The organism is Shinella sp. NM-101 (assembly GCF_021401195.1).
Taxonomy (GTDB): domain Bacteria; phylum Pseudomonadota; class Alphaproteobacteria; order Rhizobiales; family Rhizobiaceae; genus Shinella.
This window is the reverse complement of the sequence record NZ_JACBFT010000011.1, coordinates 1-22968: the sequence shown is the minus strand read 5'-3', so window position 1 is coordinate 22968 and position 22968 is coordinate 1. Positions and strand designations below refer to the sequence as shown.

Genomic DNA, 22968 nt, shown 5'->3' with positions numbered 1-22968 from the left:
CTTCCGGGATTATTGTGCGCTGCACAATAATGTTGCAATGCGAAAGAAGTTGGACTATATAGAGGTCATCCAAGAACACGGCGCCTCTGGAGAGGGCCAAACCAAGGAGTGCAGAAAATGGCTGCCAAGAAGACCGACGACGTATTTTCCATCGCATCCCTCGACCCGAGCAAGTTTTCCGAAAGCTTCCGCGATTTCGCCGAAAAGGGCGCCGCGCAGACCAAGGAAGCCTATGCCAAGATGAAGGAAGCTGCCGAAGACGCCACGAAGACCGTTGAAGCGACGTTCGAAAGCGCGCAGGCCGGCTCCGTCGAACTCGGCCTCAAGGCCATCGAAGCGCTCCGCACCAATGCCGAAAACTCGCTTTCCCACATGGAAGCCCTGCTCGGCGTGAAGTCCGTTGCCGAACTCTTCGAGCTGCAGACCGCCTTCCTGCGCAAGCAGGCCGAGGTTGTCGTCGAGCAGGCCAAGACCCTTCAGGAAACCTCGAAGAAGGTTGCCGAAAAGGTCATCGCTCCGGGCAAGTCCGCCGCCGAAAAGGCCGCGAAGTCCTTCAAGGCCGTCTGAGCCGCCGCAAGGCGCGGGGCCACGGCCCGATATTGGAATGGCCGGGCGTTCGTCCGGCCATTTTCGTTTGTGGGCAGCGCAGAAAAGGCTTGAAAAAAGGTGCGGCTGCCCGTATGTGACGCACCAACGGCGCCGAGCGCGCCTTGTGCGGTTGTAGCTCAGTTGGTTAGAGCGCAGGTTTGTGGCACCTGAGGTCGTAGGTTCGATTCCCACCAACCGTACCATTTCTCCTTTCAGGACCTGATCGTTTCCGCCTCGCGGCAGGGTTTTGTCCCTGGCCCGTCGGTGACGGCGCTCCCGCTTTTTCCACATTGGCCACGGCGATCATCGAGCCGGACCGTTCGGCCGTAAGCCGCTGTAAACCCTTCATTTACCACGCCTTCGGCCGTATTCCCGATTTGGCACTCTCATTAGCAATCCGTTGACCAATGAATCCCTAGGGTCGGTTCGTTCTCAAGGGGAGAACCGGTCCGCATGACGCGCCGCCGCGATGCAAATGGGGTTCTTCAAATGCACATGACGTGCGTCAAATGGCTGGCGATTCCTGCCGGCATGCTCGGACTGTTCCTTCTCTGGCTGCCGATCAGCCTTCAGGCACAGCTCATTCTCAGTTTCGCCGTGCTCGGCGTGATGTTCCTGGCCATGACGCGGCCGGCCAGCACCACCCTGCGGCTCGTCACCTTCACCTTCGCCGGCATCCTCGCCATGCGCTACGCCTTCTGGCGCACCACGGAGACGCTGCCGAGCATCCATGAACCGCTGAACTTCATTCCCGGCCTGATCCTCTATCTGGCGGAAATGTACTGCCTCGCCATGCTGGCGATCAGCTTCTTCATGCTGGCCGATCCCTTGAAGCGTGCGGCACCGGCGCCGGGCGAGGCGGCCGACCTTCCGACCGTCGACGTCTTCATTCCCTCCTACAACGAAGAGCCGGAGCTTCTGGCCGGCACGCTCGCCGCGGCAAAGTCGCTGCTCTATCCGAAGGACAAGCTGACCGTCTATCTGCTCGACGACGGCGGCACGGAAGCCAAGCGCAACCACAAGGACCCGCGGGTTTCCATCGCCGCGATCCGCCGGCACGAGCAGTTGAAGGCGCTCTGCGCCTCGCTCGGCGTCGTCTACCACGCGCGCAAGCAGAACGATCATGCGAAAGCCGGCAACCTCAACGAGGGCCTGAAGGTCTCGAAGGGCGAACTCGTCGTCGTCTTCGATGCCGACCATGCCCCCGTGCGCGAGTTCCTGCGCGAGACGGTCGGCTTCTTCCGCGAGGACAAGAAGCTCTTTCTCGTCCAGACGCCGCACTATTTCCTCAATCCCGATCCGCTCGAAAAGAACCTGCGCACCTTCGCGCGCATGCCCTCGGAAAACGAGATGTTCTATTCGATCCTGCAGCGCGGGCTCGACAAGTGGAACGCCTCGTTCTTCTGCGGCTCGGCGGCGGTGCTGCGCCGTGCGGCGCTTGCGGCGGCGAACGGCTTTTCCGGCCAGTCGATCACCGAGGACTGCGAGACGGCGCTGGCGCTCCATTCCAAGGGCTGGCACAGCGTCTATGTCGACAAGCCGCTGATCGCCGGCCTGCAGCCGGAGACCTTCGTGTCCTTCATCGGCCAGCGCGCGCGCTGGTGCCAGGGCATGCTGCAGATCCTGATCCTGAACCGGCCGTTCCTCGCCAGGGGCCTGACGCTTGCCCAGCGCATCTGCTACGCCGGCATCAACCTCTTCTGGCTCTTCCCGCTGTCGCGGCTGGCCTTCGTCTTCTCGCCGCTGCTGTACATCTTCTTCTCGCTGGAAATCTACCAGGCCAACATCCTCGAATTCGCCTCCTATGCGGTGACCTACCTCATCGGCTCCTTCGCCATGCAGAGCTACCTCTACGGGCGCGTCCGCTGGCCCTGGGTCTCCGAGCTTTACGAATATGTGCAGTCGGTGATGCTGTTCGGCTCCATCGTCTCGGTGGTGCGCAACCCGCGAAAGCCCACCTTCAACGTCACCGCGAAAGGCCAGACGCTCGACCGCAGCATGCTGTCGCCGCTCGCCCGGCCGTATTTCGCCATCTTCTTCCTCCTGCTGGCGGCGGCGCTCTATTCCGGATACCGCTTCCTGACCGAGCCGGTCGCAAGCGAACTCCTGACCATCGTCGCGGCCTGGAACCTCATCAATCTCGGCCTTGCCGGCGCCGCGCTCGGCGTCGTCGCCGAACGGCGCGAGCTGCGTCGCAACCAGCGCCTGCCGGTCAAGCGCCATGCCCTGATGAAGGCGGACGGCAAGCTCAGCAACATCATCATCCAGGACGCCTCCTTCGGCGGCATCTCGGTGGAATTCGTCGAGGACAGGCCGCAGATCGATCTGGATCACCCGCTGGAGGCGACGATCCAGCTTCGCCGCGCCGGCCAGGTCATCGCCTTCGACGTGGTCTGCCGCTCCACCCACGGCGCGGGCGCGGACACGCTCTACGGCTTTGCCTACAAGGAACGCACGCCGGAAACCTTCATGGCGATCGCCGAGCTGATGTATTCCGACCAGTCCATCCTTCAGGAGCGCCTGACCCGCCGCCAGATCCGCCACAGCTTCTTCTGGGGCACCTCGCGCTTCGCGATGTGGAGCATCCTCGAGACGCTGCGGGCTCTGCGCTACTCGTTCGGCCTCCTTCGTGAGAACGCCGTCAAGTCCTTCGCCGATGCCCCCATCGTCGTGAAGGAAAGCAATGCCCAGATGTCCGGCCGCGTCCCCGAGCAGCCGCCGGTTCTGCAAGGAGTGCAGGCCTATGGCTAAGACCCCTCTTCTCGGAACCCTGGGCCTTGCCCTTCTCCTCGCCTCGGCCGGCATGGGCCGCGCCGGCGAACTGGTCGCGGATGCCGTGCAGCCGCTGCTTGAAGGCACGGCGCTTGCCGGCGGCCTTCTGCCCGATCCCGCCGGCAGGGTAAAGCCGGCGCTGCCCCAAACGGCCGCCCCCGGACATCTCGTGCCGTTCGAGCAGTCCGCCGATGCCTACATGCTGTCGGGCGAGGACGACGTCGCCACCTTCACCTTCGCGCTGGAAGGTCCCCAGGTCGCCGCGGGCGGCATGCTGAACATCGCCTATGTCAATGCCGTCTCCGTGCTGCCCGATACCGCGCGCATGGATGTCGAGATCAACGGCCGCGATGCCGGCGGCTTCGCCATCGCCTCGCCGGGCGGCGTCAGGACGGAGAAGCTCTCCGTGGCGGCGGAATTCCTGAAGCCCGGCCGCAATGTCGTGCGCCTTCGCGCCCGCCAGCATCATCGTGTCGATTGCTCGCTGGCGGCGACCTATGAGCTCTGGACGAAGCTCGATCCGGCGCTGACCGGCTTCGCCTCGACGCTGCCGTCAGGCCTTGCCGATTTCGATTCCCTGCTCGCCATCCGCCGCAATGCTGCCGGGCGCACCGATGTCCGCCTCGTCCTGCCGGCTGCGCCGGATGCCGCGGCCTTGAACGAAGCCGCGCCCGTCCTGCAGGCGCTCACCCTCTTCCTCGATCGCGACGACGTGACGGTCTCGGTCGCCGACAAGCCGGGCACCGGACCGGGCATCGACCTTGTCATGGCGATGGACCGCGACGGGGCGGCGGCGCTTGCAAAGCGCGGCCTTGCCGCCGCGCCCCGCGGGCTTTCGGTGCAGGCGGGCGCGTCGGCGGACCGTGCCATGGTCGTGATGCGCGCGGCCGATGCCGGCGACGTCACGACGGCCCTGCTTGCCGCGGTGAAAGGCCCGATGGCGGACGGCCTGCAATCCGGTGTCTTCGGGAAGGGCAGGGGCGTTCTCGCCGTCGATGCCGGGGAGCGGCGCACGCTGAAGGAGACGGGCTACGAGACCCGTGTCTTCTCCGGCCGCCTTTCGCGCACGGATTTCACCGTCGAGATGCCGGCGGATTTCTATCCGGCCGAATATGCCACGATCGACCTGCGCCTTTCGGCAGCGACGTCGCCGGGGCTGGAACAGACCGCCCAGCTTCTCGTGCGCGTCAACGACAGGGTCGTGACGAGCCACCCCTTCCGCAACCGCGAGGGCCAGCAGTTCGACGGCAAGCGCATCGAACTGCCGCTGCGCGCCTTCCGGCCCGGCGTGAACACGGTCGAGCTGCTCGCCGAGCTGCCGGTCGCGGTCGACGCCGCCTGCCGGCCGGAGGAGCGCGACGACACCAAGCCCCGCTTCATCCTGCTCGACACGACGGCGATCGAGGTACCCCAGCTTGCCCGCGTCGGCCGGCTGCCGGATCTCGCGGCGCTCGCCGGCAAGGCCTACCCCTATGGTGCCGGCAAGCCCTTCGACCTCTTCATCGACCGGGCGGACACGCAATCGGCCGGCGCCGGCCTCACCATGCTCTCGCGCCTGGCGCTTTCCGCCCGCGCGCCGCTGAATGCGAGGATCGCCATCGGCGCGCCGTCCGAAGGCACCGGCCGCGACGCGCTGGTCGTTTCCTCGCAGCAGGATTTCGCCGAGCTCGGCGCATCGGGAAAGACGGACTTCCCCGATCCCGCAAGGCCCGATCCCATGGTTACGGCATCCGTCTCCCCGGCGGCATCCGGCAACGATGCGGCCGACCTTCTGGAGGCCTTCCGGACTTCCACCGCGTCCCGGCAGGAGGAAGGGTCGCTCGGTTCGCGCATCCAGCTCGGGCTCTCCGCCGCCACCAGGAGCTTCCGCCGCTGGCTGAGCTATGAGACGGACGACGCGCGCGCCGCCGCGCATGGCGAGGGTTCGCTGGTGACGCTGTCGCAGATGCGCTCGCCGGACGGGCTTGCCACCTGGACGGTGATCCGCGCCGGCTCCCCGCACGATGCGGCAGCCGGGGTGGAGCGGCTCGTGGCGCCCGCCGTCTGGCGGGACCTCCAGGGCGGCACGGCGTCCATCGAGACGGCGAGCCTGTCCGTGGTCAGCCTGCCGGCTGCCGAGCGCTATGTCGCCGACCTCGATGATCTCAGCCCCGGCAACCTTCGCCGGCTCGCGGCCGCCTGGTTCTCCGACAATTTCCAGATCTATGTGCTGGTCGTCCTCGCAAGCCTCGGCCTCTTCGCCGCCTGGCTCGGGCTGACGGTGCCGCGCAAGGGCGTGAGGTCCGACACATGAGAACGCTGATCCTGTCCGCCCTTCTTCTCGGTTCCTCCGCGCTTTCGTCCACGGCCGCCGGCCCCGACGCCGTGGAGCTTGCCGGGCTGTATTACTATGCCGAACAGAAGCAGGAGGACCGGCTCGCCGCAGAGACGAACCGGCTGCGGCTGAAATATCCCGATTTCGTGGTGCCCGTCGACGTCTACGCACCAACCGCGCGGCAGATGGACGAAGGCGTGCTCTGGGCGCTTTACGAGAAGAACGATTTCGTCGGCATCGACGCCGAGATCGGCCGCAAGCGCGTGGAAAGCCCTGAATGGTCCCCCAGCGAGGACTTTTCCGGCAAGCTCGCCCGCCGCAAGCAGCGCGTGGAGATGACCGCCGCGACGGCCCGGAAGGACTGGATGGGCGTGATCGAGGCGGCCGGGACGCTCGACCCGTCGAGCGAGACGGAAGTCGACCTCGTCTGGATGCTGCTCGACGCCTATGCCGAGACCGGCGCGAGGGACGCGCTGACCGGCGCCTATCGCGGCCTTCTCTTCCGCGAGGGCGACAAGCGCCTGCCGGATGCGCAGATCCTCACGACCCTGCAGAAGTCGACGCGCGATTTCTCGTCGGAGGAGGTGCGCAAGGCGATGCGCCTCGTCGCGACGTCTCCCGCCCTGCAGGCCGGCCTTCAGCCGGTCGAGCTGGACCTGACGCGCAAGGACGTCGCCGGCTTCAACGCGGATGAGAAGCGCCAGACACCGGTGGCGGAGGGCGAGGTCGCCGTGCTGCGCACCACAGCGGAAAAGGACGGGCGCCTTGAGGACCTTTCGCTGCTCGGCTGGTACGACCTGAAGCTCAAGGCGCCGGAAAGCGCCGAGCGCTGGTTCAAGGCCGCGCTCGCCAAGCGCCGCGACGAGGAGAACGCCAAGGGCTTCTATCTCTCGCTCGCCGCGCAGAACAGGCAGGAAGAGGCCTATGCCGTTGCGCAGGACTATATCGAGGAGTTCTCCGACGACCCCGAATTCCTGATGAACGCGCTGTCGCTGCGCTTCTCCCGGCCCGACCAGCCGGACGCGGATGTCAGGACCGTCACCGCCTACAGCAACGCCATCCTTTCGACGGCAAATGCCGACCACGCGGAAATCCTCGCCTGGTACGCCTACAATGCGCGCCAGTACGAAGCCGCGCGGGCGTGGTTCGGAAAGTCGCTCGACTGGGAAAGCGCGCCGGTGCGCGTCAAGGGCCTGGCGCTCAGCCTGCTGCGGCTTGGCGAGAAGAAGGATTATGCGGCGCTGGAAGCGGAATATCGCGATGTCTATCCGGAAATCTGGACGGAGATAAAGGTCGCGGTTGCACCGAAGGGGGAAAAGCGCAGCGTCGCCGTCGAGATGCCCACCGCCGCGGCGGCTGCACCCGGCGGCACCGGCTACCTCGCGCATTTCAAGGCGAAGCGTTTCGGCGCCTGCATCAAGGACATTTCCGCCATGGAAGCGCGCGGTGCGGCGTCCGCCGACGCCATGCTCATCAAGGGCTGGTGCCATCTGGAGCTCGGCCGTCTCGCGGAGGCCCGCAACGCCTTCGAGACGGCGCTCGGCAATGCCCGCACCCAGCAGGACGCCGCCTATGGTGCGGCGCTCGCGCTGCTGCGTGGCCGCCTGACGGACGATGCCGAGGCGATGGTTTCCATGTATCCGCTGTCGGCAAAGCGCGACCGGGAGGTACGGGCCGAGATTTACTGGCAGCGCGCCCGCTCGGCCTTCGACCACAAGCGGTACCGGCGCGTGCTCGATGCGCTGAACGCCCGCGCGAGCCTCGTCGCCGAGCCCGCCGATCTTAGCCAGTTGCGCGGCTGGTCCTATTACCATCTCGGCGACCGCGGGCAGGCGCAGGCCGTCTTCGCCCGGCTGAACATGCATCTCTACGACCCGGCGGCCGCGCGCGGCCTCGCCGTCTCCTCCACCCGATAGGCTTCCCATGCGCTGGTTGATCCTCGCCGCCCTTCCGTTCCTCGCCGCCGGCTGCACCGCCGTCCCCGATCCCTTCCTGGAGACGGGCGCCATCCGGCCGGATGCCCCGCCGATCTCGACGGAAGTCTCGCCGGACTTCGCCGCCGCCTACCTGCCGTCGATTTCCGGCCGCATCGAAAGCGTGCGCCAGACGGCGCGGGACGGCTTCCTGGAGCAGGCCATCGTTTATTCCAACGCGACCGCTCTTTCCGGCGAGAACCTGCTGACCGTGCGGGTCGGCACGCCTTCCGAGGGGCCGGCCTTCCTGCGCGCGCCGACGCGCCGGGCCATCCTCGCCGAGATGCGGCAGGCCCTGCCGGGCATCGCCATGACGATCAGCCCGGCAATGGGCGAGAATGTCCACGGCGTCTACGGCTACGCCACGGGACCGCTCGGCGCCTCGGGAAGCTGCCTCTATGCCTGGCAGTTCGCCAAGCGCGTCTCGCCGGTGAAGGAGACCGCGATGGGACGGCTCGAGACGGGCAACTATTCGGCGCAGGTGCGCCTGCGCTTCTGCCACCCGGCCATGCCGGAGGATCGCATCGCCGCGCTGATGGCCGGCATGCGGCTGAAGCCGGTGACGCGCGATACCTTCGCCCTGCTGCAATATGCCGGCGGCACCGGCCATGCGCGCAGTCAGCCGGCCCTTGTCGTCGAGGAGAAGGTGGCGCCGGCCCCGGCGAGACACCGCGTCGTGGAAGAAAAGAAGGCGGAGGAGCCGGTCGTCGTCCGCAATGCCGTGCGCGTCCCGTTGCCGGGGGAAGTGGCGGAAAAGAAGGTCGCGATTGCCGCCAAGCCCGCGGAGAAGGCCGCGGAACCGGTGCAGGCCCGGTCCGTGAGCGCGCTGGTGCCCCTGCCGGAAGCCGTCGCGGACTGAGCGTCAGAGAAAGATGCCGTGCTCCTGCCGCACGAGTTCCTGCACGAATTCGGCGACGGTGCGCACGCGCACCAGGTCGCGGGCGCTTTCGTGCCAGGTCGTCCAGTAGGCGCGGCGGATCGAGGCGGCGGGCAGCAGGCGGACGAGCTCGGGATGTTGCCGGGCGATATAGTCGTGCAGGATGCCGATGCCGGCGCCAGAGCGCACCGCCTCCGTCTGGCCGGTGGCGCTCGAAATCTCGAAACCGGCATCCCAGCTACGCATGATCTCGCCGGTGAAGTTGAGCGAGGCCGTGAAGATCAGGTCCTCCACATAGCCGATCCGCCGGTGCGCCTTGAGGTCCTCGACGGTGTCAGGCGTGCCGTTCTCGTCGAGATAGCCGCGCGAGGCGTAGAGGCCGAGCGTATAGTCCGTGAGTTTCGAGGAGACGAGCCGTCCCTGTTCCGGGCGCTCCAGCGTGATCGCGATGTCCGCTTCGCGCTGCGACAGCGAGAAGGAGCGGGGGATCGGCACGAGCTGGATTTTCAGTTCCGGGTGTCGTGCCGTCAGCCGGCCGAGGCGGGGGGCCAGGAAGGAGACGCCGAAGCCGTCCGGCGCCCCGACGCGCACGGTGCCGGCAACCGCGGTGTCGATACGGCCGATGCTGGCCTGCACCGCCAGCATCTCCGTTTCCATCCGCTCGGCCGCGCGCAGAAAGGCCTCGCCCTCGGCGGTGAGATCGCAGCCGTTGGTGCGGCGAATGAGAAGGCGTGTCTTCAGCGCTTCCTCCAGCGCGCTGACGCGGCGGCTGAGCGTGGCGTGGTTGACGCCGAGGCGGCGGGACGCGGCAAGCAGTTGCCCGGTGCGGGCCACCGCCAGGAACATGCGGGCATCGTCCCAGTTCATTGTCGCCTCCGGCTTTAATTTACGCACAACGGTTCCTTATCCGAGGTGATTGTGTTGTGCAAATTGAAGTGCGATCATCCTGCCATAACCACGGAGGACTCCCCATGTACGAGATCGGACATTTCATCGACGGCAAGCATGTGCCGGGCACGAGCGGCCGCACCGCCAACGTCTACAATCCCGCCACGGGCGAGGTTCAGGCCAGGGTCGCGCTCGCGAGCGACGCCGAGCTGCAGGCCGCCGTCGACGCCGCCAAGGCCGCGCAGCCGAAGTGGGCCGCCACCAACCCGCAGCGCCGCGCCCGCGTCTTCATGAAGTTCGTCGACCTGCTCAACCAGAACATGGACGAGCTGGCGGTGCTGGTCTCGCGCGAGCACGGCAAGACAGTCGAGGATTCCAAGGGCGACGTCATCCGCGGCCTCGAAGTCTGCGAGTTCGTCATCGGCATTCCGCATCTGGCCAAGAGCGAGTTCACCGAAGGCGCAGGCCCCGGCATCGACATGTATTCGATCCGCCAGCCGGTCGGCATCGGCGCCGGCATCACGCCGTTCAACTTCCCGGGCATGATCCCGATGTGGATGTTCGCCCCGGCGATTGCCTGCGGCAACGCCTTCATCCTCAAGCCCTCCGAGCGCGACCCGTCCCTGCCGATCCGCCTTGCCGAACTGATGATCGAGGCCGGCCTGCCGGCGGGCATCCTCAACGTCGTCAACGGTGACAAGGCCGCGGTCGACGGCATCGTCGCCCATCCCGACATCGGCGCCGTCTCCTTCGTCGGCTCCACGCCGATCGCCCGCTACGTCTACGGTGCCGCCACGGCTAACGGCAAGCGCGCCCAGTGCTTCGGCGGCGCGAAGAACCACATGATCATCATGCCCGACGCCGACCTCGACCAGGCCGTCAACGCCCTGATGGGCGCCGGCTACGGCTCGGCCGGCGAGCGCTGCATGGCCGTCTCCGTCGCCGTTCCGGTCGGCGAGGAAACCGCCAACCGCCTCATCGAGAAGCTGACGCCCAAGGTCGAGAGCCTGCGCATCGGTCCCTATACGGACGAGAAGGCCGACATGGGCCCGGTCGTCACCAAGGAAGCCCAGGCCCGCATCCGCAGCCTCATCGACAAGGGCGTGGAAGAGGGCGCCACGCTCGTCGTCGACGGCCGCGACTTCAAGCTCCAGGGTTACGAGAACGGCTATTTCGTCGGCGGCTGCCTGTTCGACAACGTCACGCCGGACATGGAAATCTACAAGACCGAAATCTTCGGCCCGGTCCTGTCCGTCGTGCGCGCCAGGAACTACGAGGAAGCGCTCGACCTGCCGATGAAGCACGAATACGGCAACGGCGTCGCGATCTACACCCGCGACGGCGATGCCGCCCGCGACTTCGCCAGCCGCATCAACATCGGCATGGTCGGCATCAACGTTCCGATCCCGGTTCCGCTGGCCTACCACTCCTTCGGCGGCTGGAAGGCCTCCGCCTTCGGCGACCTCAACCAGCACGGCACGGACTCCATCAAGTTCTGGACCCGCACCAAGACCGTGACGAGCCGCTGGCCGTCCGGCATCAAGGACGGCGCCGAATTCGTCATGCCGACGATGAAGTGATCCACCCCGGATCGACCATGAAGAGGGCTCCCGTCGGGAGCCCTTTTTGCACTTCAGCCCCATGCCCTGCGGGGAGTTGGCCGTGCGCGAGACCGCGATGACGCGGCGGCCGGCGGACAGGTCGCCCGCACGGCTCCCGGCCCGCCGTATTTATTCCCGATGGCCGTGGTCAGACCTGGCGACTTGCCCCTTGCGGGCAATCGTGCGACCACTCGCATAACATGAATGTGATTTTCCGCTTTTTGGAATTGTTCTAAATCGCGATCTGTCCTATATGTGACCTGTCTTCAAAATCGGATTCGGAGTTTTCCATGCGCCTGACGAAGCAAACCAACTATGCCGTGCGCATGTTGATGTACTGCGCGGCAAACGGGGACAAGCTCAGCCGCATCCCGGAAATCGCCAAGGCCTACGGCGTTTCGGAGCTTTTCCTGTTCAAGATCCTTCAGCCGCTGACCAGGGCCGGCATCATCGAGACGGTGCGCGGCCGCAACGGCGGCGTGCGCCTGCCCAAGCCCGCCTCGGAAATCACGCTGTTCGACGTTGTGCGGGTGACGGAGGATTCCTTCGCCATGGCCGAATGTTTCGAGGTCGGCGAGATCGAATGCCCGCTCGTCGATAGCTGTGGCCTCAATGCGGCGCTCCGCAAGGCACTGAACGCCTTCTTCGAGGTGCTCCAGCAGTACACGATCGATGATCTCGTCAAGGCGCGTCCGCAGATCGGCATGCTGCTCGGACTGGAGCATACGCGGGCGGCCCAGCAGCAGGCGGCCCAGCAGCCGGCGGCCTGACGCCGGCTGTCGTCAGATTCCCGCGCCGACGTCGCGCTGCACATATTCCTGCAGGATGAACTCGATGGCCGTCGGATCGAGCTCGGCCTTGTCGATGCGGAAGTCGACGCCGTAGTCCTCGATCTTCTGGAAATAGGCGTCGCTGATCGACGAGGAGATGACGCCGACCGGGCCGATATAGCCGGCGCGGCGCAATTCCGGCACGGTTTCCCGGAAATCGGCCTGCGGCTGGAGCCGGTTGTCCATCAGGATCATGTCGAGCCGCACGCCGGACGACCGGATGAAATCCAGCGCGCCCTCCACCGTCTCCACATAGTGCAGCGTGATCGTGTAGCTTGCCACCTTGCGCATCAGCGCGCTGAGAATGACGTTTTCCGCGGGATCGTCATCAACAAGCAGGAGATGCACTTTTGCTGTCATGGCAGTAGGTGGACCCGGTTGTGCAAGGGCAGCAGCCCCGAAGACTGTGGCTACTCTCGTTCAGTCCGCGAATATTAACAAGTCCCTAACGCGGTTATCCGCAACGCCCGAAGGCGTTTTGCGGCATTACTGGATGATCTGTTCGCGGATCGCCTTGGCGACCATCTGGGTGCGGTTGACCACGTCGAGTTTCTTCAGGATCGTCGCCGTGTGCGAGTTCACCGTATGCTCGGAGACGGAAACGATGAGCGCGATCTCGCTTGCCGTCTTGCCGTAGGAAATCCAGCGCAGGATCTCCGTCTCGCGCGGCGTCAGCCCCATGCCCGCCTTGTTGGCCAGCACCTGGCGATGGAAATAGTCGAAGGCGCAGTTCGCTTCGTAGCAGATCTCGAAATGTTCGCTCCGGCCGATCTCCTCCCCGTCGCCGAGGAAGAGGACGACATAGCGCGTGCCGGTGACCGAATGGACGGGAATGGACATGGCCATGTCGAAGCCGATCTGGTCGAGGAAGTCGGCACCCTCGGCCGACCCGTTCTCCATTGCGTCCGGCGCCCGCCAGACGGTCGGGATCGTGGACTTGTAGAAGCTCTTGAAGAGGGCGGAATCGTTGAGGCGGTAGCGCTTGTCGTAGGTTTCGGCAAGCCCGGCCGGCAGGTCGTGCAGCATCAGGCGCCCGGCAAGCAGGCTGGTCTCGTGCTCGTTGGCGAGTTGAAGCACGCCGAAGTGCTCGAACCCGTAGCGCAGCGCCATCGTATGGAAGATGCGAAAGAAATCGACGCGATTGAGAGCCTTCTCCAGATCGCCTTCGAAATCGTATCGCTTGAAGTGTCTGTTCAATGCGGGCACGTGGCCTCCCAGGTTCCACGCCAAGCAATCTAACGCCGCAATCTCTGGCGGCAAAGTCCTTGCGGGGACAATTCCGCCGACGGCGGCGTCTTTTCTCGCCCGCCGCCCGCCGCGATCCGTCCCAACGCCGCGTAACGGCGGGTTTCTCCCGCATTTTCAGCGGTTCTAATGCTGTGGAGAAGAATATTGCGGCAATTTTTCCATTTGGACAAATTTGTCCGCCGACTTATTGCAATCCTGCGGCAAATGTCGTTCCATCCGCGCAAGGCCGGGGCTGGAACCTGCACCCGTGCCCGCACACAACGAAGAAAAAAGCAAACCTGGGAAGCTCACTATGAAAAAGCTGACTACTCTCCTCGCAGCGACGGCGCTCGCCTCGATGATGGCAGGCGCTGCCTGGTCGAAGACGCTGGTCTATTGTTCGGAAGCCTCGCCGGAAGGGTTCGACCCCGGTCTCTACACCGCCGGCCAGACCTTCGACGCCGCCTCGCGCACCGCCTATAACCGCCTGGTCGAGTTCAAGCACGGCAGCACGGAGCTGGAGCCCGGCCTCGCCGAGAGCTGGGACGTATCGGCTGATGGCAAGGAATATACCTTCAAGCTGCGCAAGGGTACGAAGTTCCAGACGACCGAATACTTCACCCCGACCCGCGAACTGAACGCCGACGACGTCATCTTCTCCTTCGAGCGCCAGTACAAGGACGACAATCCGTGGCACAAGTATGTCGCGGGCGCTTCCTGGGAATATTTCGCCGGCATGGGCTTCCCGGACCTCATTGAGAAGATCGAGAAGGTCGACGACCTGACGGTCAAGTTCGTGCTGAAGCGTCCGGAAGCGCCGTTCATCGCCAATCTCGGCATGGACTTCGCCTCGATCCTCTCCAAGGAATATGCCGACAAGCTGCAGGCCGACGGCAAGATGGAGCTGTTAAACCAGCAGCCGCTCGGCACCGGCCCGTTCACCTTCGTCGCCTACCAGACGGACGCGGCGATCCGCTTCAAGGCCAATCCCGACTACTGGAACGGCAAGCAGCCGATCGACGACCTCGTCTTCGCCATCACGACGGACGCCGCCGTGCGCGCGCAGAAGCTGAAGGCCGGCGAATGCCACATCATGCCCTATCCCAACGCGGCTGACGTCGCCGAGCTCAAGGCCGACCCGAACCTCCAGGTCCTGGAGCAGGAAGGCCTCAACGTCGCCTACCTCGCCTACAACACGCTGGTTCCGCCGTTCGACAAGGTCGAGGTCCGCAAGGCCCTCAACATGGCCGTCAACAAGCAGGCCATCGTCGACGCGGTCTTCCAGGGCGCGGCGACCGTCGCCAAGAACCCGATCCCGCCGACCATGTGGTCGTACAACAATGCCGTCGAGGACGACAAGTACGATCCGGAAGCGGCCAAGAAGATGCTCGAGGAAGCCGGCGTCAAGGATCTCAAGATGAAGATCTGGGCGATGCCCGTCGCGCGCCCCTACATGCTGAACGCCCGCCGTGCGGCGGAACTGATGCAGGACGACCTCGCCAAGGTGGGCGTCACGGCCGAGATCGTCTCCTACGAATGGGCCGAATACCTCAAGCTGTCCTCCGCCAAGGACCGCGACGGCGCGGCCATCCTCGGCTGGACGGGCGACAACGGCGACCCGGACAACTTCCTCGACACCCTGCTCGGCTGCGATGCCGTCGGCGGCAACAACCGCGCGCAGTGGTGCAACAAGGAATTCGACGACCTGATGACCAAGGCGAAGGAAACCGCCGATGTCGGCGAGCGCACCAAGCTCTATGAAGAGGCCCAGGTCATCTTCAAGCGCGAGGCGCCGTGGAACACCCTCGACCATTCGCTGGTCGTCGTTCCCATGAGCAAGAAGGTCTCGGGCTTCAAGATGGACCCGCTCGGCATTCACCGCTTTGACGGCGTGGACATCGCCGAGTAAGGTCGGGCAAGAATAAGGCACGCCGCAAAGAGCGTGCAATGGCCGGCGGCCCGAAGACATTCGGGCCGCCGGTTTTTCAAAAAAAGAAGGGATTGGCTCCCATGTTTCGTTTCATCTTCGGACGGCTCGCCGTCCTGATACCCACGTTCATCGGGGTATCGATCATCGCGTTCTCCTTCATTCGACTTCTGCCGGGCGATCCGGTCATGCTGATGTCGGGCGAGCGCGTCATGTCGCCGGAGCGTCATGCCGAACTGATGCATCAGCTCGGCCTCGACCGGCCGATGTACATCCAGTATTTCGACTATCTGACCGGCCTGCTGTCGGGCGACTTCGGCTCGTCGATCGTCACCAAGCGGGCGGTGCTGGAAGATTTCCTCAACCTCTTTCCCGCGACGCTGGAGCTTTCGCTCTGTGCGATCATCGTCGCCGTCGTGCTCGGAATCCCGGCCGGCGTGCTTGCGGCGGTCAAGCGCGGGACGTGGCTCGACCAGTCGATCATGGGCGTCGCCCTCGTCGGCTATTCGATGCCGATCTTCTGGTGGGGCCTGCTGCTCATCATCTTCTTCTCCGGCTATCTCGGCTGGACACCGGTCTCGGGCCGCATCTCGCTGATGTACTTCTTCCCGCAGGTCACCGGCTTCATGCTGATCGACAGCCTGATCTCGGGGCAGGCGGGGGCGTTCAAATCGGCGCTGACATACCTGATCCTGCCGACCGTGGTGCTCGCGACCATCCCGCTTGCGGTCATCGCGCGCCAGACCCGCTCGGCCATGCTCGAAGTGCTGGGCGAGGACTATGTCCGCACCGCCCGCGCCAAGGGCCTGCCGCCGTTCCGCGTCATCGGCATCCATGCCCTGCGCAATGCCATGATCCCCGTCATCACGACGATCGGCCTGCAGGTCGGCGTGCTGCTGGCGGGCGCCATCCTCACCGAGACGATCTTCTCCTGGCCGGGCATCGGCAAGTGGATGGTCGACAGCGTCTTCAAGCGCGACTATGCCGTGGTGCAGGGCGGGCTGATGCTGATCGCGGCCGTCATCATGATCGTCAACCTCGTGGTCGACCTGCTCTATGGCTGGGTCAATCCGCGCATCCGGCACTAGGAGGCGATCCCATGAGCTCCGTTCAAAACGCAGCGGAAGTCAAGACGGGCGGCACGCCGCCGTCGGGCCTTTCCGAATTCTGGTTCTACTTCTCGCGCAACAAGGGCGCCGTGATCGGCCTTGCCGTCTTCCTGGTGATCCTGTTCGTCGCCATCTTCGCGCCCTTCGTCGCGCCGCACAATCCGAGCGTCCAGAACCGCGAGGTCCTGCTCCTGCCGCCGGTCTTCCAGCAGGGCGGCACCTGGGGGCACATCCTCGGTACCGACCCGGTCGGCCGCGACATCCTCTCGCGCCTGATCTACGGCGCGCGTTTCTCGCTCTTCATCGGCCTCGTCGTCGTGACGCTGTCGGTGCTCTCGGGCGTGCTCATCGGTCTCGTCGCCGGCTATTTCCGTGGGCGTGTCGATACCTTCATCATGCGCATCATGGATATCATCCTGGCCTTCCCCTCGCTGCTGCTCGCCCTCGTGCTGGTGGCGGTGCTGGGGCCGGGCCTGCTCAACGCCATGATCGCCATCTCGCTCGTCAACCAGCCGCATTTCGTGCGCCTGACGCGCGCGGCGGTCATGACGGAAAAGTCGAAGGACTATGTCGTCGGCTCGCAGGTTGCCGGTGCCGGCACCCTGCGCCTGATGTTCCTGACGATCCTGCCGAACTGTCTTGCCCCGCTCATCGTCCAGGCGACGCTCGCCTTCTCGGCGGCGATCCTCGACGCGGCCGCCCTCGGCTTTCTCGGCATGGGCGCCCAGCCGCCGACGCCGGAATGGGGCACGATGCTCGCCGAAGCGCGCGAATTCATCCAGCGCGCCTGGTGGGTCGTCACCTTCCCCGGCCTTGCCATCCTCGTCACCGTGCTCGCCATCAACCTCATGGGTGACGGCCTGCGCGACGCCCTCGATCCCAAACTGAAGAGGTCGTGATGTCGCTGCTCGAAATCAAGAACCTCACCGTCGAGTTCCAGACGGCCTCCGGACCCTTCCGCGCCGTGGACGGCGTCTCGCTCAAGGTCGACGAGGGCGACGTGCTCGCCATCGTCGGCGAATCCGGCTCGGGCAAGTCCGTCTCCATGCTCGCCGCCATGGGCCTCCTGCCCTGGACGGCGAAGGTGACGGCGGACGTCCTCACCTTCAACGGCCGCGACATGAAGGCCATGTCGGATGCCGAGCGGCGCAGGATCATCGGCAAGGACATCGCCATGATCTTCCAGGAGCCGATCGCCAGCCTCAATCCGTGCTTCACGGTCGGCTACCAGATCGAGGAAGTGCTGCGCATCCACACGGACCTCAATCGCAAGGCGCGCCGCGACCGGGCGATCGAACTGTTCCAGCTGGTGGGCATTCCGAACCCGGAAGAACGCCTCGGCCACTATCCGCACCAGATGTCGGGCGGCCAGTGCCAGCGCGTGATGATCGCCACGGCGCTCGCCTGCAATCCGAAGCTCCTCATCGCCGACGAGCCGACCACCGCGCTCGACGTGACGATCCAGAAGCAGATCCTCGACCTCCTGATGAAGCTCCAGGCCGAACACGGCATGGGCCTCATCATCATCACCCATGACATGGGCGTCGTCGCCGAAACCGCCGACCGCGTCATCGTGCAGTACAAGGGCCGCCAGATCGAGGAGGCCGACGTCCTCTCGCTCTTTTCGGCGCCGAAGAGCGTCTACACCAGGGCGCTTCTTTCGGCCCTGCCGGAAAATGCCACCGGCGGCCGCCTGCCGACGATCACCGAAAAGCTGACCGACGCCGAGATTTTCGCAGGAGCCCTCCGATGACGCCCGTTCTCGAAGCGCGCGACCTGAAGCGCGACTATCACATCCCCGGCAGCCTGTTCAAACCGGCCAAGACCGTTCACGCCGTCAAGGGCGTGAGCTTCAAGGTCGAGGAGGGCAGGACGCTCGCCATCGTCGGCGAAAGCGGCTGCGGCAAGTCCACCCTTGCCCGCATGGTCACGATGATCGACCCGATCACCGCGGGCGAGATGCTGATCGACGGCCGCAAGGTCGACATCGCCAGCGAGCCGCTGACCTCCGAGATGCGCAGCAAGGTGCAGATCGTCTTCCAGAACCCCTACGGGTCGCTGAACCCGCGCAAGAAGATCGGCGACATCCTGACGGAGCCGCTGGTCATCAACACGAAGATGCCGGCAGGCGAGCGGCGCGACCGCGCCATGGCCATGCTGAAGAAGGTGGGGCTGGAGGAGAGGCATTACGGGCGCTACCCGCACATGTTCTCCGGCGGCCAGCGCCAGCGCGTGGCGATTGCCCGCGCGCTGATGCTCAATCCGCGTCTCCTGGTGCTCGACGAGCCCGTCTCGGCGCTCGACCTCTCGGTGCAGGCGCAGGTTCTCAACCTCCTTGCCGACCTGCAGGACGAGTTCCACCTCACCTATGTCTTCATCAGCCACGATCTTTCGGTCGTGCGCCACATCGCGGACGACGTGATGGTGATGTATTTCGGCGAGGCGGTGGAATACGGCAGCCGCGACCAGGTCTTCGACGACCCGCAGCACAGCTATACCAAGACGCTCTTCGCCGCGACGCCCCGCGTCGACGTCGATGCCATCCGCGCCCGCGTCGAGCGGCGCAAGCGCGTCGCCTGAGGACGAGCGGCCCGTGACGCCCCCGCGCGCGATCGTCGTCATGGGCGTTTCCGGCTGCGGCAAGACATCGGTCGCCGAGGGCCTTGCTGCAAGCCTCGGCGCCGCCTTCATCGAAGGCGACAGCCTGCATCCCGCCGGCAATGTCGAAAAGATGTCCCACGGCATCCCCCTGACGGACGAGGACCGCTGGCCCTGGCTCGATGCGATCGGCCAGGTGCTGGCGCAGGCGCTCGGCAAGGACGGGAGCGTCGTCGTTTCCTGCTCGGCGCTGAAGAGGGCCTACCGCGACCGGCTGCGCCAGGCGGCGGGCGGCGCGCTCGCCTTCGTCTTCCTCAAGGGCAGCCGCGAACTGCTGGTCTCGCGGATGGCCGCGCGGCAGGGCCACTTCATGCCCGCCAGCCTGCTCGACAGCCAGCTCGCCACGCTGGAGGATCCGTCCGGCGAGCCCGGCGTCGTGACGGTCGACATAGACGCTTCCGTCGAGGAGATCGTCGCCGCGGCCCTCCAGGGACTGGCGTCGCGCGGATAGAATTTGCGCCGCGCCTCTGGCGCCGCGGGAGCCCGCCCCCTATAGACGGCAGGCCCGCCGGCCCTTGCATGTCCGCGGGTTATCGAAGCTTCCGCGACCTGACAGGAATGAGACATGGATATCAAACGCTTTGAAACCGGCCCCCGCATGAGCCAGGCCGTGGTGCACAACGGGACCGTCTATCTGGCCGGCCAGGTCGGCGAGGCGGGCTCCGACGTCACCGAGCAGACGAAGCAGGCGCTGGCCGAGGTCGACCGCCTGCTGGCGCTCGCCGGCACGGACAAGACGCGCATCCTCTCCGCGCAGATCTGGCTCGCCGACATGGCCGATTTTTCCAAAATGAATGCCGTCTGGGACGCCTGGGCGCCGCAAGGCCATACGCCCGCCCGCGCCACCGGCGAATCCAGGCTGGCGACGCCGGATTACCTCGTCGAAGTCATCGTCGTCGCCGCGCTCTGATACGTTCGACCGACCGGAATGAAAAGGCCCGCTTTCGCGGGCCTTTTTGCTTTAAGCGGATTTGGCGAGCCGCGCCTGCTCGTCGAAGAACAGCGCCTGGCTGATCAGCGCCTTCACCATGTCCGGGTTGAACGGCTTGGTGACGAGGAAGGCCGGTTCCGGCTTCTCGCCGGTCAGGAGGCGTTCCGGGAAGGCGGTGATGAAGATCACCGGGATCGTGCTGTTCTTGAGGATATCGTTGACGGCGTCGATGCCCGAGCTGCCGTCGGCAAGCTGGATATCCGCCAGCACCATGCGCGGCGAGGTGCGGTGATAGAGCTCGACGGCTTCGGCATGGGTGCGTGCGATGCCTGTCACCCGGTGGCCGAGGCCCTTCACCATGTCCTCGATGTCCATGGCGATGAGGGGCTCGTCCTCGATGATCATGATGTCGGTCGCCACCTGCCGCGAGATGTCGCGCGAGGCTTCATCCAGCAGCTCGGCGAAGCGTTCTTCCGGGACGTTGAGAATATCCGCGCCTTCCGCGATGTCGAAGCCCTCGACGGCGACGAGAAGGAAGGCCTTGCGCTCCGCCGGCGGCAGGTTTGCAAGGTTCGCGGCGGCCTGGCGCTCCCAGCCGAAGGGCGAGGAGGTATCCGGCAGCGTGATGTCGAGGTTGTCGAAGAGCGTGCAATAGAGGCGATACAGCGCATTGCGGTCGCTGCGGCCCTCGGGATAGAGCGTGATGTCGGCGACGAGCGCTTCGAGCATGGCGGCGACATAGGCGTCGCCGGACGTCTGCGAACCCGTCACGGCACGGGAAAACCGCCTCAGATAGGCGAGATGCGGTGCGATACGGGTGGAAAGTGACATTTCGTTCTCCCTGAATATGTTCCGTATCGGAACCGTTTCCGCTAGTGTTCACTCTGCGGAAACCTATTGGTAGCATGCTGAGTCTGACTTGCTATTGGGAATCTTGGGCAAAAGGAAGATAGCGGGCGGCGAGCGATGGAAACAAGACCATGATAGAGCCCGGTAAAGACAAGAGACGCGGCGTTGCCCCCGCGAAGGCCGCCTTCGACCCCAATGGCCCTGTCGGCCGCAAGCTGAAATCCTTCTACGACGTCATCGAGACCGAGCCGGTGCCCGATCGCCTGCTTGACCTTCTGGAAAAGCTCGACGAAGCCGAGCGCAGGGCCGAGCGCGGTTCCTGATCTCATTCGTTCTTCCTGCTCAAGACGCCAAGAAACGGGCCGCAAGGCCCGTTTCTCGTTTCGGATGGATATGCCGGTTAGCGGCAACGCGCCTCATACCGTTCGCCGGTATGCCTGTTGCGGTAGATGCAGTAGCCGCGGCGATCGGAGCGGGCGATGAGATAGCCGGCGGTCGCGCCGACTGCGGCACCCACGAGCGCGCCGCCCGCGCGGCCGGTGACGGCACCGCCGATGATGGCGCCGGACGCCGCGCCGATGGCGGTGCCGCGTTCGGTCTGGGTGCAGGCGGAAAGCGTCACGGTGGAGGCGACGAGGCAAAGCGCGATGATGATGTTCTTCATGGTTCCGGTTCCTGGCTGGTTGGTCGGGGTCAGATGCGTCCCATGAGGACAAGGATGAGAAGGATGACGACGATCAGGCCCAGACCGCCGGAAGGGCCATAACCCCAGCTGCGGCTGTATCCCCAGTTCGGCAAGGCACCGATCAGAAGAAGAATGAGGATGATGAGGAGAATGGTGCCGAGCATCTGCGCTTCCTTTCACGTCCGGGTTCGCGGTTGAGCGATGGGCCGACAACGTGGCTGGCGGAACTTTGTTCCCGAAAATGTGACTGGCCCCGGTGTTTTCCGCTCAGGGAACTTTCCCATGGGCCGCCCGTTGCTTTCGCGATCCGCCAGGGAGAGTGAAATGGAACACATTGCCGCTATCATGCTTCTGGTCGGCTGCAATTCCGGCAGCCTCGCCTGCGAGGAACTGCCGGCCCCGCAGGTCGCCTTCGAATCCATGGAGGACTGCGTCGGCGCCCTTCCGTCCGCCCTCGGTGATGCCGGCCTGGCAAAACGCGTCGTGCATGGCCGTTGCGCGGCGGTCGATCCCGCATGGGTCGAGGAGGACGTGGAAATCACATGGCGCATGAGCCGGCAGAGCGGGCTCGAAGTCCATGTGCAGCAGGTCGCCCCGCCGGCCGAAGGCGTCGTCGTGGCCGAAAACGCGCACCCCGTGAATGCCCTGGCTGCAACGCATTGAGGAACTTTTCCGCCGTCCGGCGATTTCCTCCCATCGACACCAACGCGTTCACCGGAACAGAAAGGGCAGCCACATGAATTGGGATATCATCGAAGGCAAGTGGAACGAATACAAGGGCAAGGCGCAGGCCCAGTGGGGCAAGCTGACCGACGACGACCTCGACGTCATCAAGGGTCGCCGCGTCGAACTCTCCGGCAAGATCCAGCAGCGCTACGGCCTCGCCAAGGAGGAGGCCGAGCGGCAGATCGACGACTGGGCGCGCCGCCACTAGAGGCCGGCCGCGAACTGTCGGTCACCGCTCATGCCGCCGCGGCCTCAAAGCCGCGGCGGCATTGCTTTGTGTAGAGACGAGTATTCTCGAAATACTGTATTCCGGTGGGTCTTCGGGAACCTTTTTCAGTCGCTTCCGTTTTGCTTGCCATACAAGGAAGGAGTTCTAAAATGCTGTATTATGCTGTTGTCTTTCTCGTGATTGCACTTGTCGCCGGCGTGCTCGGCTTCGGCGGCATCGCCGGTGCTTCGGCCGGTATCGCGCAGATCCTGTTCTTCGTCTTCCTGGCGCTTCTGGTCCTGTCCCTGATTGCGGGCCTGTTCCGCAGGGCATGAGGACGCAGTATCATCAAAGGGGCGGCGTTTGCGGACGCCGCCCCTTTTGCGTTTCAGGGCCGCTCCATAGGGTTTCGCAAGCCGATAGGGGAGGGTGCCAAGGGCGCCCCGGCGCGGCTACTCTTTGCCGCAAGTCAAGCGAAATTCTCGCGATACCCCCGTCATTCTACTTTTGCACCGACGCTTCCAGCGTGCCTGACGGGAATATTGCCGTTTCATCGGGTCGCCGGCGTCTCGAGGGCGCAATATCCGGGATGTTCTCTATGTTTCGGAGAGCGAGCTTAAGGTACCATCCGGAATCGAAGTTTAGAATCAAGGGCTTGCGAGATTTTTGATTTTTCTCGAATACGCCTGTTGACGCTTAGAAATGTTGGGCCTATAACGCCGCTCATCGAACGAGAGCGGCGGCGCTTCTGGCGGCCGACGAGCTCGCTCTAGGGTTTCCTTGAGAAGCTGGTGAGAATTGGGCC

The 22968-nt window shown here is 64.9% G+C and carries 24 protein-coding genes and 1 tRNA gene; 19 read left to right on the top strand and 6 right to left on the bottom strand.

Annotated features, from left to right (window positions below):
- The first annotated feature begins 117 nt into the window (after positions 1 to 117).
- From L0976_RS19445 to bcsN, 6 genes are all read left to right on the top strand, one after another.
- Positions 118 to 567, top strand: a complete 450-nt coding sequence (locus L0976_RS19445) for a phasin (RefSeq protein ID WP_203317636.1) — start codon at positions 118 to 120, stop codon at positions 565 to 567.
- 147 nt (positions 568 to 714) lie between these two features.
- Positions 715 to 791 (top strand) — tRNA-His (locus L0976_RS19440).
- A 250-nt stretch (positions 792 to 1041) separates the two neighbouring features.
- Positions 1042 to 3339 carry a UDP-forming cellulose synthase catalytic subunit gene (bcsA, locus tag L0976_RS19435; RefSeq protein ID WP_370643742.1) on the top strand — a complete coding sequence of 766 codons (2298 nt, stop codon included), beginning with the start codon at positions 1042 to 1044 and terminating at the stop codon, positions 3337 to 3339.
- On the top strand, positions 3332 to 5653 hold the full coding sequence (locus L0976_RS19430; protein WP_234188896.1) for a cellulose biosynthesis cyclic di-GMP-binding regulatory protein BcsB: 2322 nt from the start codon (positions 3332 to 3334) through the stop codon (positions 5651 to 5653). Before bcsA ends, L0976_RS19430 begins: the two co-directional genes overlap by 8 nt.
- Positions 5650 to 7590, top strand: coding sequence for a hypothetical protein (locus L0976_RS19425; protein WP_234188895.1), 1941 nt, complete (start codon positions 5650 to 5652; stop codon positions 7588 to 7590). Before L0976_RS19430 ends, L0976_RS19425 begins: the two co-directional genes overlap by 4 nt.
- Positions 7591 to 7597: 7 nt before the next feature.
- Complete coding sequence (bcsN, locus tag L0976_RS19420; protein WP_234188894.1) at positions 7598 to 8506, top strand: cellulose biosynthesis protein BcsN; 909 nt, start codon at positions 7598 to 7600, stop codon at positions 8504 to 8506.
- Between the two features lie 3 nt (positions 8507 to 8509).
- Here the strand turns inward: bcsN and L0976_RS19415 are convergent, their stop codons facing one another.
- Entirely contained in the window at positions 8510 to 9391 is an 882-nt protein-coding gene (locus tag L0976_RS19415) for a LysR family transcriptional regulator (protein ID WP_203317641.1), read from the bottom strand.
- A gap of 104 nt (positions 9392 to 9495) precedes the next feature.
- Here L0976_RS19415 and L0976_RS19410 point away from each other — a divergent pair, with 104 nt between their 5' ends.
- Together L0976_RS19410 and rirA are read left to right on the top strand one after the other, a co-directional pair.
- A complete protein-coding gene (locus tag L0976_RS19410; RefSeq protein WP_203317642.1) occupies positions 9496 to 10992 on the top strand; it encodes a CoA-acylating methylmalonate-semialdehyde dehydrogenase in 1497 nt (498 codons plus the stop codon).
- 311 nt (positions 10993 to 11303) lie between these two features.
- Entirely contained in the window at positions 11304 to 11783 is a 480-nt protein-coding gene (gene rirA / locus L0976_RS19405) for an iron-responsive transcriptional regulator RirA (RefSeq protein ID WP_203317643.1), read from the top strand.
- 12 nt (positions 11784 to 11795) lie between these two features.
- On the opposite strand, the gene L0976_RS19400 is transcribed toward rirA, so the two are convergent.
- Both L0976_RS19400 and L0976_RS19395 read right to left on the bottom strand, forming a co-directional pair.
- Entirely contained in the window at positions 11796 to 12203 is a 408-nt protein-coding gene (locus L0976_RS19400) for a response regulator (protein WP_234188893.1), read from the bottom strand.
- A 126-nt stretch (positions 12204 to 12329) separates the two neighbouring features.
- Complete coding sequence (locus L0976_RS19395; RefSeq protein WP_234188892.1) at positions 12330 to 13049, bottom strand: LuxR family transcriptional regulator; 720 nt, start codon at positions 13047 to 13049, stop codon at positions 12330 to 12332.
- A 334-nt stretch (positions 13050 to 13383) separates the two neighbouring features.
- Between L0976_RS19395 and L0976_RS19390 the strand changes: the two genes are divergently transcribed.
- The 7 genes from L0976_RS19390 (at position 13384) to L0976_RS19360 (ending at position 19674) form a co-directional block, all read left to right on the top strand.
- The gene (locus tag L0976_RS19390) at positions 13384 to 14979 is read left to right on the top strand and encodes an ABC transporter substrate-binding protein (RefSeq protein WP_234188891.1); all 1596 of its coding nucleotides are present in this window, start codon (positions 13384 to 13386) and stop codon (positions 14977 to 14979) included.
- A gap of 101 nt (positions 14980 to 15080) precedes the next feature.
- Positions 15081 to 16085: an ABC transporter permease subunit gene (locus L0976_RS19385; protein WP_203317647.1), complete on the top strand. Its 1005-nt coding sequence runs from the start codon at positions 15081 to 15083 to the stop codon at positions 16083 to 16085.
- 11 nt (positions 16086 to 16096) lie between these two features.
- Positions 16097 to 17005 (top strand): ABC transporter permease subunit, encoded by a 909-nt coding sequence (locus L0976_RS19380; protein WP_203317648.1) that lies wholly within the window; start codon positions 16097 to 16099, stop codon positions 17003 to 17005.
- Positions 17005 to 17859: an ABC transporter ATP-binding protein gene (locus L0976_RS19375; protein WP_234188890.1), complete on the top strand. Its 855-nt coding sequence runs from the start codon at positions 17005 to 17007 to the stop codon at positions 17857 to 17859. Before L0976_RS19380 ends, L0976_RS19375 begins: the two co-directional genes overlap by 1 nt.
- Positions 17856 to 18686 carry a dipeptide ABC transporter ATP-binding protein gene (locus tag L0976_RS19370; RefSeq protein ID WP_234188888.1) on the top strand — a complete coding sequence of 277 codons (831 nt, stop codon included), beginning with the start codon at positions 17856 to 17858 and terminating at the stop codon, positions 18684 to 18686. Before L0976_RS19375 ends, L0976_RS19370 begins: the two co-directional genes overlap by 4 nt.
- Positions 18687 to 18726: 40 nt before the next feature.
- Positions 18727 to 19215, top strand: a complete 489-nt coding sequence (locus L0976_RS19365; protein WP_234189012.1) for a gluconokinase — start codon at positions 18727 to 18729, stop codon at positions 19213 to 19215.
- A gap of 114 nt (positions 19216 to 19329) precedes the next feature.
- Positions 19330 to 19674 (top strand): RidA family protein, encoded by a 345-nt coding sequence (locus L0976_RS19360; protein ID WP_234188886.1) that lies wholly within the window; start codon positions 19330 to 19332, stop codon positions 19672 to 19674.
- A 51-nt stretch (positions 19675 to 19725) separates the two neighbouring features.
- On the opposite strand, the gene L0976_RS19355 is transcribed toward L0976_RS19360, so the two are convergent.
- Positions 19726 to 20526, bottom strand: coding sequence for a response regulator (locus tag L0976_RS19355; protein WP_203317653.1), 801 nt, complete (start codon positions 20524 to 20526; stop codon positions 19726 to 19728).
- A 149-nt stretch (positions 20527 to 20675) separates the two neighbouring features.
- On the opposite strand from L0976_RS19355, the gene L0976_RS19350 reads away from it, so the two are divergent.
- Positions 20676 to 20867, top strand: a complete 192-nt coding sequence (locus L0976_RS19350) for a NepR family anti-sigma factor (RefSeq protein ID WP_234188884.1) — start codon at positions 20676 to 20678, stop codon at positions 20865 to 20867.
- A gap of 77 nt (positions 20868 to 20944) precedes the next feature.
- Here L0976_RS19350 and L0976_RS19345 read toward each other — a convergent pair whose 3' ends face one another.
- Together L0976_RS19345 and L0976_RS19340 are read right to left on the bottom strand one after the other, a co-directional pair.
- Positions 20945 to 21208, bottom strand: a complete 264-nt coding sequence (locus L0976_RS19345; protein WP_234188882.1) for a glycine zipper domain-containing protein — start codon at positions 21206 to 21208, stop codon at positions 20945 to 20947.
- Positions 21209 to 21237: 29 nt separating this feature from the next.
- Positions 21238 to 21393, bottom strand: coding sequence for a DUF3309 family protein (locus L0976_RS19340; RefSeq protein ID WP_184145099.1), 156 nt, complete (start codon positions 21391 to 21393; stop codon positions 21238 to 21240).
- A 160-nt stretch (positions 21394 to 21553) separates the two neighbouring features.
- Here L0976_RS19340 and L0976_RS19335 point away from each other — a divergent pair, with 160 nt between their 5' ends.
- From L0976_RS19335 to L0976_RS19325, 3 genes are all read left to right on the top strand, one after another.
- Complete coding sequence (locus L0976_RS19335) at positions 21554 to 21892, top strand: hypothetical protein (RefSeq protein WP_234188881.1); 339 nt, start codon at positions 21554 to 21556, stop codon at positions 21890 to 21892.
- Positions 21893 to 21965: 73 nt separating this feature from the next.
- Entirely contained in the window at positions 21966 to 22163 is a 198-nt protein-coding gene (locus tag L0976_RS19330; RefSeq protein ID WP_203317657.1) for a CsbD family protein, read from the top strand.
- A 170-nt stretch (positions 22164 to 22333) separates the two neighbouring features.
- Complete coding sequence (locus tag L0976_RS19325) at positions 22334 to 22498, top strand: DUF1328 domain-containing protein (protein ID WP_203317658.1); 165 nt, start codon at positions 22334 to 22336, stop codon at positions 22496 to 22498.
- Positions 22499 to 22968 lie beyond the last annotated feature (470 nt).